At 67.2% G+C, this 14805-nt stretch carries 16 protein-coding genes; all 16 read right to left on the bottom strand.

The genetic code is table 11. From position 1 onward, the window contains the following. A partial coding sequence (locus ACY0I8_RS11395; protein ID WP_461394847.1) for a type II toxin-antitoxin system VapC family toxin occupies window positions 1-282 on the bottom strand: 282 nt, incomplete at its 3' end. Next, complete coding sequence (locus tag ACY0I8_RS11390) at window positions 282-518, bottom strand: hypothetical protein (RefSeq protein ID WP_461394846.1); 237 nt, start codon at window positions 516-518, stop codon at window positions 282-284. The genes ACY0I8_RS11390 and ACY0I8_RS11395, both read right to left, overlap by 1 nt. A 116-nt stretch (window positions 519-634) precedes the next feature. Beyond that, entirely contained in the window at window positions 635-1615 is a 981-nt protein-coding gene (locus ACY0I8_RS11385) for a polysaccharide deacetylase family protein (protein ID WP_461394845.1), read from the bottom strand. Window positions 1616-1715: 100 nt separating this feature from the next. Next, window positions 1716-2243 (bottom strand): methyltransferase domain-containing protein, encoded by a 528-nt coding sequence (locus ACY0I8_RS11380; protein ID WP_461394844.1) that lies wholly within the window; start codon window positions 2241-2243, stop codon window positions 1716-1718. A 1-nt stretch (window position 2244) separates the two neighbouring features. Further along, complete coding sequence (locus tag ACY0I8_RS11375) at window positions 2245-3330, bottom strand: glycosyltransferase family 4 protein (RefSeq protein WP_461394843.1); 1086 nt, start codon at window positions 3328-3330, stop codon at window positions 2245-2247. Then, window positions 3327-4340, bottom strand: a complete 1014-nt coding sequence (locus ACY0I8_RS11370; protein ID WP_461394842.1) for a glycosyltransferase family 9 protein — start codon at window positions 4338-4340, stop codon at window positions 3327-3329. The genes ACY0I8_RS11375 and ACY0I8_RS11370 overlap by 4 nt, the downstream gene beginning before the upstream one ends. Then, entirely contained in the window at window positions 4316-5464 is a 1149-nt protein-coding gene (locus tag ACY0I8_RS11365; RefSeq protein WP_461394841.1) for a glycosyltransferase family 4 protein, read from the bottom strand. Before ACY0I8_RS11365 ends, ACY0I8_RS11370 begins: the two co-directional genes overlap by 25 nt. After that, window positions 5445-6086 carry a glycosyltransferase gene (locus tag ACY0I8_RS11360; RefSeq protein WP_461394840.1) on the bottom strand — a complete coding sequence of 214 codons (642 nt, stop codon included), beginning with the start codon at window positions 6084-6086 and terminating at the stop codon, window positions 5445-5447. The genes ACY0I8_RS11365 and ACY0I8_RS11360 overlap by 20 nt, the downstream gene beginning before the upstream one ends. A gap of 102 nt (window positions 6087-6188) precedes the next feature. After that, entirely contained in the window at window positions 6189-7883 is a 1695-nt protein-coding gene (locus ACY0I8_RS11355; protein WP_461394839.1) for an IS1634 family transposase, read from the bottom strand. Between the two features lie 135 nt (window positions 7884-8018). Continuing rightward, window positions 8019-8528, bottom strand: coding sequence for a glycosyltransferase family 4 protein (locus ACY0I8_RS11350; protein WP_461394838.1), 510 nt, complete (start codon window positions 8526-8528; stop codon window positions 8019-8021). A gap of 4 nt (window positions 8529-8532) precedes the next feature. Then, window positions 8533-9723 (bottom strand): glycosyltransferase, encoded by a 1191-nt coding sequence (locus ACY0I8_RS11345; protein WP_461394837.1) that lies wholly within the window; start codon window positions 9721-9723, stop codon window positions 8533-8535. Continuing rightward, window positions 9720-10781 (bottom strand): glycosyltransferase family 4 protein, encoded by a 1062-nt coding sequence (locus tag ACY0I8_RS11340; RefSeq protein ID WP_461394836.1) that lies wholly within the window; start codon window positions 10779-10781, stop codon window positions 9720-9722. Before ACY0I8_RS11340 ends, ACY0I8_RS11345 begins: the two co-directional genes overlap by 4 nt. Continuing rightward, window positions 10778-11617, bottom strand: coding sequence for a class I SAM-dependent methyltransferase (locus ACY0I8_RS11335; RefSeq protein ID WP_461394835.1), 840 nt, complete (start codon window positions 11615-11617; stop codon window positions 10778-10780). Before ACY0I8_RS11335 ends, ACY0I8_RS11340 begins: the two co-directional genes overlap by 4 nt. Continuing rightward, window positions 11617-11901, bottom strand: coding sequence for an acyltransferase (locus ACY0I8_RS11330; RefSeq protein ID WP_461394834.1), 285 nt, complete (start codon window positions 11899-11901; stop codon window positions 11617-11619). Before ACY0I8_RS11330 ends, ACY0I8_RS11335 begins: the two co-directional genes overlap by 1 nt. 679 nt (window positions 11902-12580) lie before the next feature. Next, window positions 12581-13585 carry a glycosyltransferase family 9 protein gene (locus ACY0I8_RS11325; protein WP_461394833.1) on the bottom strand — a complete coding sequence of 335 codons (1005 nt, stop codon included), beginning with the start codon at window positions 13583-13585 and terminating at the stop codon, window positions 12581-12583. Further along, window positions 13582-14658: a glycosyltransferase gene (locus ACY0I8_RS11320; RefSeq protein ID WP_461394832.1), complete on the bottom strand. Its 1077-nt coding sequence runs from the start codon at window positions 14656-14658 to the stop codon at window positions 13582-13584. Before ACY0I8_RS11320 ends, ACY0I8_RS11325 begins: the two co-directional genes overlap by 4 nt. Window positions 14659-14805: the final 147 nt, after the last annotated feature.

The raw sequence follows: 14805 nt of genomic DNA, 5'->3' as shown, positions 1-14805 counted from the left end.
GTCGGAGTGCTCCCGGAACAGGTCCCACGCCGCCTGAAAGTCACGGGGCTCCACGGTGACAACGATCGCCTCGCCGCCCCCGATCAGAGCCTCCCCAACGCGGACGGAGGCCCAATGCCCGGCGCGGACCCGGACCAAGGTTAGAAGCTCGTCAACGACGTAATCGGTAACGATCAGCCGACCTCTCCATGCCGATAGCAGATCCGCCACGGCGTCGTGGGCCCGGCTTTCCCGGTCGAAAAAGGCAAACCACGCGCTGGTGTCGACGAACAGATCGGGCATCACGGATCGCCGTACAGGACGCGGTCGTGTTCCTCCGGGACCAGGCCATCAGCAAACAGGCCGCGCACCTCCGCGAGGCTCGGGCGGCAGGGCCTTTCGTCCCCCGTTCTCCCCCTGGCGAGCCCCAGGTCCACGAACTCCCGGACCAACTGCCCGAGGCTTTTCCCTTCCCGCCTTGCCCGCTCCTTCAGGGCAAGGTATTGCCTGTCCTCCAACAAAACCTGCGTGCGGTGCATGACCCACCTCCCACGGTCCGGCCATCGATGTTACACATACATCATACGCCGGCGCCATTCCCCATGCCAGGTCGGGTGGGCTCTCGCCCCCGGGGCGGGACCGGGCCCCTTCTCCCCTATCCGGCGTTCCTCCGGCCCGACAAAACGCCGTAAAGCGCCGTGCGCCAGGTGGACCGGTAGATCCACAGGCGGGACCGAAGCCACCAAACCCCCTTGGGCCGCGGTTCGAACCGGTGCACCAAAAACCCGATTCTCCCCACCGGGTTGGGCTTGCGGTCCAGGGTATACACCCGCCGGATGCCGGCCCTGCGGGCGCACGTCAGGGTCACCTCGTCGTAGTGTCCCCAAGGGAGCGCCAGTTGGTCCCGCACGCCCCCGAGCCGCGACTCCAGGGCCTCCCGGGCGCGGACCAGGTCCTCCACCGTGCGCCGTTCCCGCTCCTCATCTGTCTCCCATGTCCCGCGCTCCCCCTTGGACTCCTTGTACCGGAGGGCCTCCCGGCGCAGCTCCTCAGCCACCCGCTTCGCTCCCCGTTCCTGGACGTACGCCTCCCCGCCGCGGTGTTCGAGCCACGCGGCCAGATGGTCCCGGAAGTCGGGATCGTCCCGGTAGAGCCGGCAGGCCAGGGCCGATCTTCTCTGGTAGAGGGGGATCCCGATGCGTTCGTCCCCCCCGGTGCACTGGGGCAGCGTCCAGTGGGTCCGGCCGAACCGTCCCAGGTGAAACCCCACGATCTCGTCCGAGGCCCACCCCATGGCGTGGCCCCAGGAGTGGGACTGGACCTCCACGAGCCCGGTTCGCTCCAAGGCCTCCATCTCGGACCAGCGCAGAAAGGCCGGGTGGGCTCCGCCGGTCCGGGCGGCCTCGGTGTGGGCCTGGGTCGCCGACCCCGTCCAGGCGGGCTTCCCCCGGGGCCTCGGGGGCCCTTCTCCGGCCCGGGACGGAATCACGAACACCACCGCCGGGATCCCCAAGCGTTCCAGCACCTCGATCCCGTGGGTCCACAGGTCGGCAAACCCGTCGTCGAAGGTGAGGAGCGCACCGTGCGTGGGACGTGTCAGGTCCGCCGGGAGCAGAACGTCCCCAACGGCCCGCACAACAGTCGCCAATTGCCACGAAAAAGCCCGGACTGACTGCCCATCCCCCACCCCGACCACGCTGTGGTAGGCAAGAACGGGAACCGACGCACCCACGAATCTAGCCGCTCCCTTTGATAACCCGGAGGCGAAACAGAAGATCGTTGGCAGGGAACATGAAAGCAAAATGTTTTTCGTACTTATGTTTACTCAGTCTCCACAACATCCGCGGAATGACAGACAACACTGATTTTCCAAAAATAATGCGCTTCTCTAGCAACTCAAACTTTACGTTCGTATAATATCCTACATGTCCAGCATTGACGGAAAAATAGTCAAAGGAATCGTAGGCCAGATGATGTTTATGCGTCGGATCTTGCCAAGAATAAAGACTCGAAAAGTGGGGTGTGCGGATTATGATTTCTGCCCCATCCCTAGCGATGCGGTGCAGTTCTTGCATCACGGAAACGATATCGTTAAGATGTTCAATTACATTGTTCAGAACAATCCGATCAAAACTGTCGGAGCGTAAAGGATAAGGCGGTCGTTCGAGGTCACACACGATGTCGGCCGCCGTCCCCGGCACACGATCGACCCCAACAGCCCCAGGCATTTTCTTGTTCCCACATCCCACGTCGAGGATTCGCATGCTATAACCTCACGCTCCGATACAGAACCTCCAACCGTGTCACGTGGTCATCCCACCCAACCCCTTCCGCCAACCGCCGGGCCGAACGCCTCGCGTTCACTCCTCCCCGTATCAGCGAGTCAACCGCCCAACTTACCGTCGCGGCGTCGGCTGCAACCACCACTCCCGCACCTGCTGCGCATTTCAAAAGGTCACCCACCCCGTTTGCCGGCGTCGTTACCACCGGTGTTCCACACGCGAGTGCCTCGAGGCACACGTTCGCAAAAGGATCGTACCGGGTGGGGTGGACGAGCACGTCTGCGGCCCGGTACCAACGGGCCATCTCCCTTTGCGGCCCCACGAAATGGACCCGATCGTCACACCCGAACTCCCGGGCCTGGGCGACAAACGGTCCGGGCGCATCCCCCCCCACCACGACCAGGTGCGCCCCGGTAAGGTGGGCCAGGGCCTCCACCGCGAGATCGAGGCCCTTGAGGCGAAAGTTCGTGCCCACGAAGAGGAGGATCCGTGCGTCCACGGGAATGCCCAGCGCCCTGCACACCTCGGCTCGGGCTTCCTCCCGGCCCTCCGGGGTGAACCGCTGCGTGTCCACCCCGTTGGGGATGATCCGGATCCGTGTCGCCACCTCGGGGTAAAACCGTTCCACCTCCTCCGCCACCCAGCGGGACGGGCAGACCACGGCCCGAAGGTTCGGCGAGGCGAAAAGACGGTCCTCGATCCGGAGGACCACCCGGTCGTAGGCCGACCGGGCCGCTTTTCCCTCCCGCCCCAGGTAAGCCCGATGGACCCCACCTCCGCACCGGTGGACCGTCTGGCAGGTGGTCTTCCCGGCCCCGTGGACCACGTCGAACGCGCCGGGCCGGACCCGCCGTTCGGTAAGGCGCCAGAAGCTAAAGGTCTTGAGAGCCCGGCCGAACGGCACCGACGGCACCCGGTGGAACCGCACGCCCTCCGGAAGCCCCTCGGCCCGGCGCGCGAACACGTGCACCTCGTGGCCCCGCCGGGCGAGTTCGCCCACAAGCCCCAGGGCGTAGGCTTCCGCTCCCCCGGATCGGTCCACCTTGGGCTGCACCACGGCGATCTTCACGCCCCGCCCCATCCCAGGACCGCGTCGGTCCATGCCCGCAACCGGGCGGCCCCCTGATCGGCCGAGAGTTCCACGAGACACGCCCGGTCGCCCCTCTGGCATTCGTTGCGGTTGCAGGGCTGGCACTCGAGGCCGAGGGCGATCTCGGTGTGCTCGGGGGCCGGGTGGGTCCACCCGGCGCTCGTGGACCCGAGCACGGTGAACGTGGGCGTTCCCACGGCCACGGCGATGTGGCGGGGGGCCGAGCAGTTGCCCACGTGCAGGTCGGCCGCGGCGATCAAGGCCGCCATCTCCCGAAGGTTCGTTTTCGGCGCGACCCGGGTCCGCCCGCCCGACGCCTCCACCACGGCCCTCGCGACCCCCTCCTCCCCGGGGCCCCAAAGCACCACGGGCGTCCACCCCCAGTCCGCCAACCGGGCGCAGAGCTCCCCGTAGTGCGCCTCCGGCCAGCGCCGGGTGGCCCGGCGGTGGGTTGGGTCCACCGTCACGAACCGCCGCCCCTCGCCGATGAGGGCCCTTCGCTGGGCCACCCCCCAAGCCCGTTCCTCCTCCGAAAGGTAGATCTCGGGCCGATCCCAGGAGGACGAGATCCCCAACGGCCCCAAGAGGTTCTTTTTCACCGTAACGGCATATCCCCCCTCCCTTCCGGCGTTGTGGGTGTACGCCCACCGCCTTGCCGCCGCTTCATAGGACACCCGCATCGGCGCCCCGGACAGGCGGGTGAGAAGCGCGGACCTGGGGTTCCCCATGAAATCCAGCACCACGTCAAACCGCCGCCTTCGCAGCTCGCCGCCCAGGGCGAGGGTGCGCCACCAGGGGGCGTTCCGGTCGTTCAGGAGGATCTCGTCGATGTGGGGGTTTCCCCGCAGCAACCCATCGCTCGGTCGCTCGGTCAAAAAGGCCACCCGGCACCCCGGCCGGGCTTCCTTCAGGATCCGCGGGATGGGCGTCGTGAGCACCACATCCCCGATCTGCCGGAGTTGGATCACGAGGAAGGACGTCGCCCGCATTGCCGGAGCACCTTCTCGTACACCTCAAAGGTCGCCCTCACCTTCGCCTCCACGGAGAACTCTTCCTCGATCTTTCGTCGGCCCGCCTCCCCCATCTCCCGAGCGCGTTCCGGATCCTGAAGAAGCCGCACCACCGCCCGGGCCAGGGCCTCCGGATCCCCGGGCGTCACCACATACCCGGTTCTTCCTTCCTCGATAATCTCCGGAATGCCCCCGATGTTCGTTCCGACCGCGGGCACACCCACGCTCATCGCTTCGAGCAGCGTGTTGGGAGCGGACTCCATGTCCACCGATGGGATGACGAACACGTCGAACAACCGCATCAGGTCCACGGCATCGTCCCGGTGGCCCGGCAGAACGAAACGATCCGCCACCCCGAACCGGCGCAACGTCGGCACAAACCGTTCCGTTCCGGCGCCCACCAACAGGAAAAACGTGTCCGGAACCGCCGACAGAACCGCCGGAGCGGCTTCAATCAGATGCTGAAACCCCTTCTCCGGCCTGGCTCGACCGACCGCGCCCACGACCCGAACGCCCGGGGGAAGCCCCAACTGCCGGCGCAACAGGGCCGGGTCGGCCCTCTCGGTCGCCCCGGTGCCGGAAGTGTCCCGCGCGTTGGGGACCACGTGGATCTTTCCCCCGGCCACCCCCGCCGACTCCAGCACCCGTTTCACCCGCAGGGAGTTCGTGATCACCGCCGAGGTCCGAGGGGTTCGGAACTTCAGGGGAAACCGTGCGGGAAAAAGCACCCCTCGGTTGGCGATGACCGGAGGGAACCCGCCGCCGAAGGTCGCCAACAGGGCCACGTTGTGTCCCTTGGTGTGGTGCGCATGAACGAGGTCCGCGGCCGCCTCCCGCACGATTCGGCGAACCCCCCGGGAAGCCCGCCACTGCGACCAGAGGGATCCCAAACGGGGAAGCCGCTTCGCCGGGATTCCGGAGTTCTCGGCCCAGTCCAGAATGGCCGCCTCCTCCGGGGCGCAGACGATCACGCGCAGACCCGCGTCTGCCTGGGCCCGTGCGAGGAGAAACGCCTGGCGGGTTCCCCCGCTGCGGTTGGTCGAGCTGGTAATATGGACCACGGTCAGCGGCGTCGGGTTCGCGTCAGAGGGTCGATCGTGCATAGAGGTCTTCATACGTCCTGAGCGTCTTTTCGACGCAGGTGTCTAATGAAAATCGCTTTGCGCCCGCGGCGGCGGCCCGGCCGAACCGTTCCCTCCTCTGGGGATCGGAAAGAAGGATCTGCACGCCCTCCACCAGGTCATCCCCCCCCCGCTCCCCCGGCGGAACGAGAATCCCTGAAACCCCGTCGTCGACCACTTCCGTCATGAACGGAAAACGATATCCGACAACCGGGAGCCGCGCCGCGGCCGCCTCCACCACGGCCCCGGGCAACCCCTCCGACCGGCTGGGGAACAGGAACACGTCCATCGCTCCGAGGGCACCCGGGACGTCGTTGGTATGACCCGCGAAGACAAACCGCCCCCCCAGCCCCGCGTCTTCCACGAGCCGCTCCAAACGGGGCCGGTTGCCCCCGTCTCCCACCAACACGAAGCACACCCTCGGATGGCGGGAATGAATCGCGGCCGCCACCTCGACGAACTCTTCGTGCCCCTTCCCCTCCGACAGCCGCCCCACCGTGCCCACCACGAGATCGTCCTCGGGAATCCCCCAACCCCGGCGCACGGAACCGCGCCGCTCCCGGCACCGTTCGAACGGCCGAAGGTCGATGCCGTTGTACAGCACGGCGCAGGTCTCCGAAGTTTGACACTTTTGGGTGCATGAGTCCTGTGATTTTAATGGGTTATGCTTTTTGGGCGGCGCGTTTTTACACTACACGACAGATCCTCACAGGGTCTTGGGGATCGGGGGCAGCCCCAGGGCGCGTAGGATTCGTGCCTGTTCCCGCGTGGGCCGGGTCGTCACCCGTGTGGGCGTGGCGCTCACCACGAGTTCAACCACCTTGTTCCGCTGCAGGAGCGACACGGCTCGGGGCACCGAGAGACCCAAAGGCCGAAGCCGGTTTCGCATCCAGCGCTCGACCTGCAGGGCCAGCACACAAACGAAGATGTGCGCTCGGATCCGGCGCTCGGTCCAGTGGTAGACGGGCCGTACCTTGACCGTGCTCTTCAAACACCGCCACCCGCGCTCGATCTCCGCCAGCTCCTTGTAGCGGCCGATGATCTCCTCCGGCGTCCGCTCCAGATCGGTGGTCTCCACCAGAAGCACGCCGTCGATCTTCGCCTCCCACAAGAGAGCCTTGCGGTCTTTGCTCACCTGCAGTCCCTCGGCCTCCGAGAGCGCGAGATTGTAGAACCTCAGCAATCCCTTGTCGCGCAGGTAATCCCGGATCCGATCGTAGGTGCTTTGCGGGGTGGGCCGTCGCCCCCGTCCGGCGGGCCGGGCCAGGGCCTCCAGCCGGGCCCGGATCCAGGCATCGGCCTGGGCCAACCGCTCCTTTCGGCCCTCTTTGGTCTCCCGGGCGATCTGGGGGGAGTAGGCCACAACGAACCGAACGCCCTGCCGCACGTCTTCGAAGAACTGCTCCGCATCCCCCTTCCGGTCGAACCGGCGCCAGACCTTTGCGATCACCTCCCGCGCCACGGCGTTCCGGCGTAACGGATGGGCCACGATGAACCCCACCTCTTCCGTGAGCAGGCACTCCAGGTTGGCGTCCGTGAGCATTCCCCGGTCCCCCACGAAGATCACCCGCTCCGGGCGAAAGCGCCTCTTCAGATCCCGCACCACCTCGGCCACCGTGGTCTTGTCCGCCGTGTTCCCGGGGAACACGTGATGGCACAGGGGAATGCCCTCCCGGGTCATCACCACCCCGATCACCACCTGGCGCCGGTCCCTCCGGCCGTCCCGGCTGTATCCGTACCGACGAAGGTCGTCCTCCTCGTTCAAGGAGCGGTCCCCCTCGAAATAGGTGGACGTGATGTCGTAGAACACCAGGTCCGTCCCCTTCCCCTCGCCCACTACCCGCCGGGCCACGGCCTGCTCCACCTCCTCCTTCCCCTCGAGCAACCGATCCATGGCCCGAAGCAGATGGTGGTACGGGGGGGCCTCCCCCAGACCGAACACGCCCTCCATCCAGTCGAGCAGCGCCCATTTGCTCGTGGGCTCACACAGGCGGTTCACCACCAAAAGCCGGATCATCTCGGAAGCCCCAAAGGAGGAACGGCCCTCAAGGCCGGCCTCCTGTAGGGCCTCGCTCAACCCCAAGCGGTCCCACACCCCGCTCACGGCGTAGACGTGGCCGAAATCCCAAGCGTTAAGGGCGAGGGCTTCCTCTGTCGCTCCTTTCCCGCCCCGCCCCCTTCCCGAAGCCCCGCCCGACCCCCGACTTTCCTGGGCTGCGCGCAAGAACCCCTCGCCCAGTTTCTGCAAGGTGTCACTGCCGAGCTTGTCCAAGGGCCCGAGGTTGAGGAGGACTCGGTTTCTGGGTGCATTGCCCTTGGCCGGATCCCGGTAGCTCTCGCACAGTTGGACCGACGTGTAGACCTTGCCACGCTGTTTTTGGCGGTGGAGGCGCACGAACATAGCCTACATGATACAAGCATCCAGCAAACTTGGCAATCCCTTCATCTACCACATTATACACTACACATTTCCGGGCAAAAAATATATTTACACCGCGATTTCAGCATGTTGCGCGTCGCCAATTCCCTGAAAGTGTCAAACTTGGGAGGTCTCCGGGGGGAGCCCGGAAAGCGCAAGATATCGGGCCCGTGCCGCCTCGCTCACGGCCCAGGTGAGGTGGGCCCGCCGTGCGGCCCACCGGTCGAGGCGCCTTCGCAGGGAACCTTTCAGTCGGCCGACCCGCCCGTACGGAGTCAACGAGTGGATGTGCCGGATGCGCACCGGTACCCGCGCCCGCACGGCGGCCGCAATGGCCAGCGTATTCGCCGTGTACTCGTGGGCATGGACGACCTCGGCGCCCACCCGTTCCAGATAACCGGCGAACCGGGCCACCGTGGCGGGGGACCACTTGTGTTTCAGGGGAATCACGTCAACCGGGATTCCCAGGGACTCCAACTCCTCGGCGCGGTCCCCTCGGCTCCGGTAGCACAGCAGTCGCACATCGACGTGCTCGGCCAAACGCGGAAGGAGTTCCAGGAGGCGATTGTGTACGCCTCCACCCGACTTGAGCCCCTTGTAGACGCGAACGACCCTGAGACGGCGCACGGACCTACCCCTCCCCCCTCGGGGCCGGCCGGCTCGGAACCTTGCGCCGCAGGTACTCTTCGTACAGCGCCAACGTGTTTTCCACACAGCGATCAATGGAAAACCGCTGGGCGTTCCGCTTCGCGGCGCGCTCTAGGAGTTCCCGCTCCTCCCCACGGTCGAGGAAGCCTTCCACGGCCCGGGCCAGGGCTTCCACGTCCCCCGTGGGGACCAGACACCCGGACGGCACCTCCGCCGGAAGAAGTTCCGGCATCATCGGCAAATCGAACGCCACAACCGGTACCCCCGCCGCCTGCGCTTCGATGACCACGCCGGGAAGCCCATCCGGAATCCTGCCGTCGGCGTCGGGAAGCCCCGAAAACACGAACAGGTCGAGGCTTCCGAGAATCGCGGGAATATCGCGGCGGTATCCCGTGAACACGACCCGATCTTCCAGCCCGAGGGCCCGGGCGGTTTCCTCCAACTCCTTCCGAAACGGCCCTTCCCCCACCACGAGAAACCTCGCCTCAGGCCGCCGTTCCTTCACGATCCGCGCCGCCCTCAGGAACTCGGATTGGCCCTTCCCCCGGGCCAGACGCCCCACCACGCCGACCACCGGCGCTTCGGGAGAGAGTCCGAACTCCTCGCGCACGGCCCCGCCCCGTTCCCGTGCGTCCGCGAACCGGGTCAAATCGACTCCGTTATAAAGCACGCGGCACGCCGCGTCCGGCAGCCGGGTCCCTCGGAGGAAACGGTCCCGGGCCGCCGCGCTCACCGCCAGGGTCACATCGGCCATCCCCGCGGCCCAGCGATCCGCCACCTTGCGCAACGCCGTCCGGTACGGCCCCTCCCGACCCCAGGGGATCAGGGTGTGGATGTGGCGGATGCGAACGGGAACCCTCGCGAGCCGAGCAGCCACGACCCCCATCGTGTTCGCGGTGTAACTGTGGGTGTGAACCACATCCACCCCGTGTCGCCGGAAGTACCCGGCGAACGTGGCCAGGTTCCGCGGTGACCACTTGGGGCCTCTCGGGACGAGGTCCACCGGCACGCCAGCGGCCTCCAGTTCGTCCGCCAGTTCGCCCCTCTTCTTGTAGCAGAGGACCCGCACGTCCACGTGCTCCGCCAGTCGCGGCAACAACTCCGTCAGGCGCGTCTGCACCCCCCCGCCGCGCACGAGGTGGTGGATCACCCGCACGACCCGGATCCGTCTCATGGCTGGGTGATCTCCTGAAGGCGGGAGAACAAGACGAGCGCGTTTTTCCGCACGTCGTACCGGTCCCGGGCCAACCGCCGGGCCGCCTCCCCCAAACGGCGCCGCCGCCCGGGGTCCTGGGCGAGGTCGGCCATCGCCTGCGCCAGCGCCTCGGCGTCGGCCGGCTCGCACAGGCGTGCGGCGTCCCCCACCAACTCCTCCACCCCCTCGAGGCGGGTCGCCACGCAGGGAAGCCCCGCACACACCGCTTCCAGAAGGGAGTTTGGGAAGCCCTCCTTGAGGCTCGGGAGGACGTAGACGCTAAGAGAAGTGAGAAATTCCGGAATGTCTTCGACAAACCCGAGGAATTCCACTTTGTCGGCGATCCTCAGGCGGTCCGCCCGGGCTTTGAGCGCCGCCTCCAACTCCCCGGTGCCGGCCAACCGCAGACGGGCGTCCACGCCGCTGCCCAACAATCGCGCGAACGCTTCGACCAAGAACTCGTGGCCCTTGCTCGGGCTCAGTTGGCTCGCCGTCCCGAAAACGAGGGGTCCCTCCCCCTTCTCCGGGGGCACGGGGTATCGGTCCAGAAATTTCGCGTTGGGAACGGCCCAGATCTCGCCGGGGGACAGCCAAGGAAACCGGCGCAGCAGACGGTCGCGCATCCGTTCGCTGGGGACGAGCACCCGGGTGACGAGCCACCGATGCCGCCACCGTTCCTCCAGCGTTCCCCGGTAGTCCTCCACCAACCCGACCCTGTGGACCACCGGGATGCCGCACAACCGAGCCGCCACCGCACCGATCTCCAGGTCCTTGGAAATGTTCACAACGACCACGTCCGGGCGACGCCGCCGAAAAATCCGGACCATCCGAGCAATCGCAAGCGGATTGTATTTGGGCCCGAACCGGAAGGGATGCACGCGGAACCCGGCGCTTCGGCAGGCATCCACGAACGGGGTGCCCTCCCGCGCCACGACGTCGATACCGTGGCCCCGTTCCTGCAGCGCCCGACCGTAGTCCAGGGTCCAGGTCTTCACCCCTCCCCATTTTCGGGTTGCGTTGACGAAGGCGATGTTCACGACCCCCGTCCCCCACCGCCCGCTTCCAGGCCCTCGAGCCCCCCTCGGCATCTCCGGAACACAGGGTCTCTCCTCAAGTTCTCCTTGATCGAAGCAAGCCTCCGGAACACCTCGGGGTCGTTGGTGCTCGTATAGGTGGGGCCGCCCTCCAGACCGTAGGGAACCGGGAGTCTGCACCCGGAAAGCACCCGGGCCCACCCTCGGTAACGCAGATCGTTGATCTTGAGGTTGTACCGGAACCGTTGGGCCAAGAACCGCCGGTAGCCCAGATCCGTGAAACGCCGCAGGTGGGGATCGTTCCACTCCTCGGCCCCGTGGTGATACACGGCCGCACGGCGCCCCAGTAGGATTCTGAGGGTCCGGCGCCACTGGAACTCGTTGGGCACATGGCTAAAAAGGATCCCGCTACGGCCCAGGCAATGCTCGATTTTCTCAAGGAGAGAGGCCGGGAAAATCAGATGTTCGAAAACATCCGAACATACGGCGACCCCTACGTCCCGAATTTCGGCCGGCAGTTCATCCCGGTCCAGATCCATGCGATAGAAACCGATCCCGAGCTTCTCGTATTCGCTCCTCAGTCGATCGTTCCCATCGATGGCGATTCGCTCCCACTCCGGCCCGACGAGTTGGAGAAACGCCGGGTCCCCACAGCCGAACTCCACGATACTCGTCGGGTCCAACCTCCTCAGGAACCAGAGGTACAACGCCCGCCACGAACCCACCCCCTTCCAGCGATGAACCCGAGCGTTCCAACCGATCAGATCCTCCCCTGGGGCACCGCCGCGGCCCCCTTCCAGGTCCACTGCCCCTCCCGGGGCCGTCCTTTCCCTGTCCATCAGGCCCCTCTCCTTCCCACGGGCCGGGCCGGAACCCCCACGTTTACCGTGAAAGGGGCCACGTCCTTGCTCACCACGGCCCCCGCCCCGATGACCGCTCCCCGACCCACCCGGACCCCGTCCAAGATTCGTGCCCCCGCCCCCACCCAGACGTCGTCCTGGATCACGATGCCCTCGGCACGGACCGGTTGCCGGAAAATCGGAGTTTCGGGGTCATCGAATACGTGGTTGGCGGGCACGATCACCACGTGCGCCGCAATCCGCACCCCATCCCCGATCGTCAACCCCCCATGACCGTAGAGCACCGCATAGGGGTTGACGCTGCAGTGTGCGCCGAGTCGGATATCCCCTCCAAAGGTTTCCAGCCTGGCGCCCTCTCGAACCACGCAACGGGGTCCGAGGTCGATCCTTCCCCCCTTTTTGTTGGACAGCACCGCCCCCCGCTCCACCACTGTTCGCCGGCCCAACCGGATCGCTCCGAGATCACCGTAGATCCCCGCCCCCGCCATGACCCGCGCACCGGGCCAGATCAGCGCGGCCAACAGGCTTCGCCGCCGCCGCGGCCAACCACAAGCACCCCATATCCGTCTCGCCACCCTGTACACCAGGCCTCCTTGTATTGCTGAGACCAACGAAAGTATTGTCAGATCCCCGTCGTCGCTATGGAAACCCGCGGGTGGGAAGCTGGTGGAGAGACGGGTGCGGCCCCTTACCTCGCCGCGCCCTCACCACGCCCGGATCGCTTTGGAAAATCCGGAACGTCCGCCACCGCCGCCGCGGCCTGTCGAGCCGACAACGGCATGGAAAGGCGCGGCGATCGGGTGCCGCACTCGCGCCCGGCCGGAACCAGTCCCCCACCCGCTCCCGACAATACTTTCGAAGGTATAGGTCAGAACTTCCCCCGAGCACCCGCGTTTCGCCGGCCCCCACATGGCGGCGGCGGGCCCCCTGCGGCCGACCGCGTCAGATTCGCCCTCCGGGCCGTTCCACCTCTGCCAGGATCTCTTCCGGCCGAATCGAATCGAGGCATGTCCGTGGGCCAGAAGGACAGACAATGCGCCCGTGGAGGCTGCAGGGCCGGCAGGGTATCTCGCGCTCCACCACGGTGTCCGCGGGCCCCAGGGGATAGAACCCGAACCCCCGGACCGTGGGGCCGAAAAGGGCTACGACCCGGGTGCCCACGGCCGTGGCCATGTGCATCGGGGCCGAGTCGTTGGTCACGAGCACCTCGCACCGGGCGAGCGCGGCGGCCGTTTCCAGGATCGAGGTGCGCCCCGCCAGGTTCGCCCCCCGGCCGCCGGCCAGGATCCGGTCGGCCAGTTCCCGGTCCTCGGGCCCCCCCACGACCACGGGAAACGCGCCCCCGGCCTGCAACCGCCCGGCCAGCGCCCTCCAGTGCTCCTCGGGCCAGGCCTTGGTGGGCCACCGGGCGCCCGGAGCGAGCGCCACGAGCCGATCCGCACCGTCCCAGCCCGCAGCAGCGAAGAGTTCGCTCACCCGGTCGCGATGGGCCTCCCCCGGGTAAAGGCGTGGAAGCCGGCGGGTCCGGCGCACGCCCAGCCGGCCCAGCGCCGCGATGTACCGGTCCACCACGTGGGTGTCGTCCAGGAGGCCCGGCTTCCGGAGCCACACCGCGAGCCGCCGCCGCAAGGTTCCCTTGCGATACCGGGTCCACCGCGCCCCGGGGGTCAAGGCCCGAAGCGCCCGGGCGCGGAGCGTGCCGTGGAGGTCCACGATCCAGTCGTACCGTTCCCGCCGGATCTTGCGGGCGAGGCCCAAGAGGCCCTCCTTGGGGTCCCAGTCCACGCACCCCGCCACCCCCGGGTGGGTGAGAAAGATCTCCCGGAACGCTGGCTTCGTGAGAACGTGGAACTCGGCATCCGGGCGATCCTGGGCCAGGGCCTCCACCGCGGCGGTCGCGAGCACCGCGTCTCCAAGGGAGGAAAACCGGATGAGGAGAACCTTCACGAGAGCACCCTCTCGTATACCGAAAGAGTGCGCCGCGCCATGGTCCCGGGGCGAAACCGTTCTACCCGTTGGAACCCCGCCCGTACCCTCGCCGCCCTCGACTCCTCGTCCCGGAGGACCCGATCGATCGCCTCGGCCAAGGCGGCCGGGTTGCCCCGGGGCACGACCCACCCGGCGTCCCCCACCACTTCGACGTTCCCCGGAAGGTCGGAGCACACAATCGGGACCCCCAGCGCCATCGGTTCCTTCAAGGCGGCGCTCGAACCCTCGCCCGAAACGCTCGGCAGCACGGCCACATCGAGGCACCGCGTGAGGACGGGCGCGTCCCCTAGAAACCCGAGGAACCGACATCGGTCCAGCACCCGGCGGGCTCTTGCCAGTTCGCGGATCGCTGGCTCGAGGGGTCCCTCTCCGACGAAGACGCACACTAACCCCGGCCACTCCCTGAGGAGTCGCGGCAATGCCTCTACCAGAACCCGGTGCCCCTTCTGCTCGGTGAACGCGCCGACGACCCCCAACACCGGCCTCTCGTCCCGGACGCCCCAGCGACGAAGAACATCCTCCCGGTCTAACCTGTGCGCCCTCGCCCGGAGATCATCCACCTCGATGGCGGACGGTACCACCTCGACCGGGCAGACTGCGCCCGCCCGCCGCACCGATTCGGCAATTTCGGCGGAGACGGCGATCCAGGCGTCCGCTCTCCCGTACGTCAGGCGGAACCTCATTCCGGGACGCAGCGGGTACGAGACCCGCCTGTGGCACACCACCTTGGCCTCGCCCCTCCGCAAGGCGATGGCCAACGAGGAGGCCGCGTGGGCGTCGTGGGCGTGAACGAGATCCGCTCCCCGGCAGGCACGCCGCAGCGTCAGCCAAACATCTGGATTCCACCACCGACGCCCGGAAAGGGTCGTGACCGGGAGTCCGGCTTCGCTGCACCGCGCCGGCAGTCCTCCCTCCGGGGGCGCCACCACGACGCTGTCCACCCCCATGCGACGCAGTTCACGGTGGAGCAAAAAAACCTGCTGCTGCCCTCCCCTCCACCTGCCTCCGAGGTCCACGTGCACGACCTTCACGGGGGCCCCGCCCCTTCCAGGAGTTCCCCGGCGGCCCGAAGCACATCCTGGGGCCGGATGTCCAACATGCACCGGAAATGCCCCTTCCGGCACCGCCGGCCCCCGTGGAGCCCGCACGGGCGGCAGGAGACCTCGGCCTCCACCACC

This window comes from Deferrisoma sp. (assembly GCF_054681715.1).
Note: the sequence above shows the minus strand (reverse complement) of the source record. Positions and strands in the feature narration are given on the sequence as shown.

Coding starts and splice junctions, on each gene's coding strand:
- ACY0I8_RS11390 (WP_461394846.1), bottom strand. CDS start 518: ATGCACCGCACGCAGGTTTTGTTGGAGGACAGGCAATACCTTGCCCTG.
- ACY0I8_RS11380 (WP_461394844.1), bottom strand. CDS start 2,243: ATGCGAATCCTCGACGTGGGATGTGGGAACAAGAAAATGCCTGGGGCT.
- ACY0I8_RS11370 (WP_461394842.1), bottom strand. CDS start 4,340: ATGCGGGCGACGTCCTTCCTCGTGATCCAACTCCGGCAGATCGGGGAT.
- ACY0I8_RS11365 (WP_461394841.1), bottom strand. CDS start 5,464: ATGCACGATCGACCCTCTGACGCGAACCCGACGCCGCTGACCGTGGTC.
- ACY0I8_RS11355 (WP_461394839.1), bottom strand. CDS start 7,883: ATGTTCGTGCGCCTCCACCGCCAAAAACAGCGTGGCAAGGTCTACACG.
- ACY0I8_RS11345 (WP_461394837.1), bottom strand. CDS start 9,723: ATGAGACGGATCCGGGTCGTGCGGGTGATCCACCACCTCGTGCGCGGC.
- ACY0I8_RS11335 (WP_461394835.1), bottom strand. CDS start 11,617: ATGGACAGGGAAAGGACGGCCCCGGGAGGGGCAGTGGACCTGGAAGGG.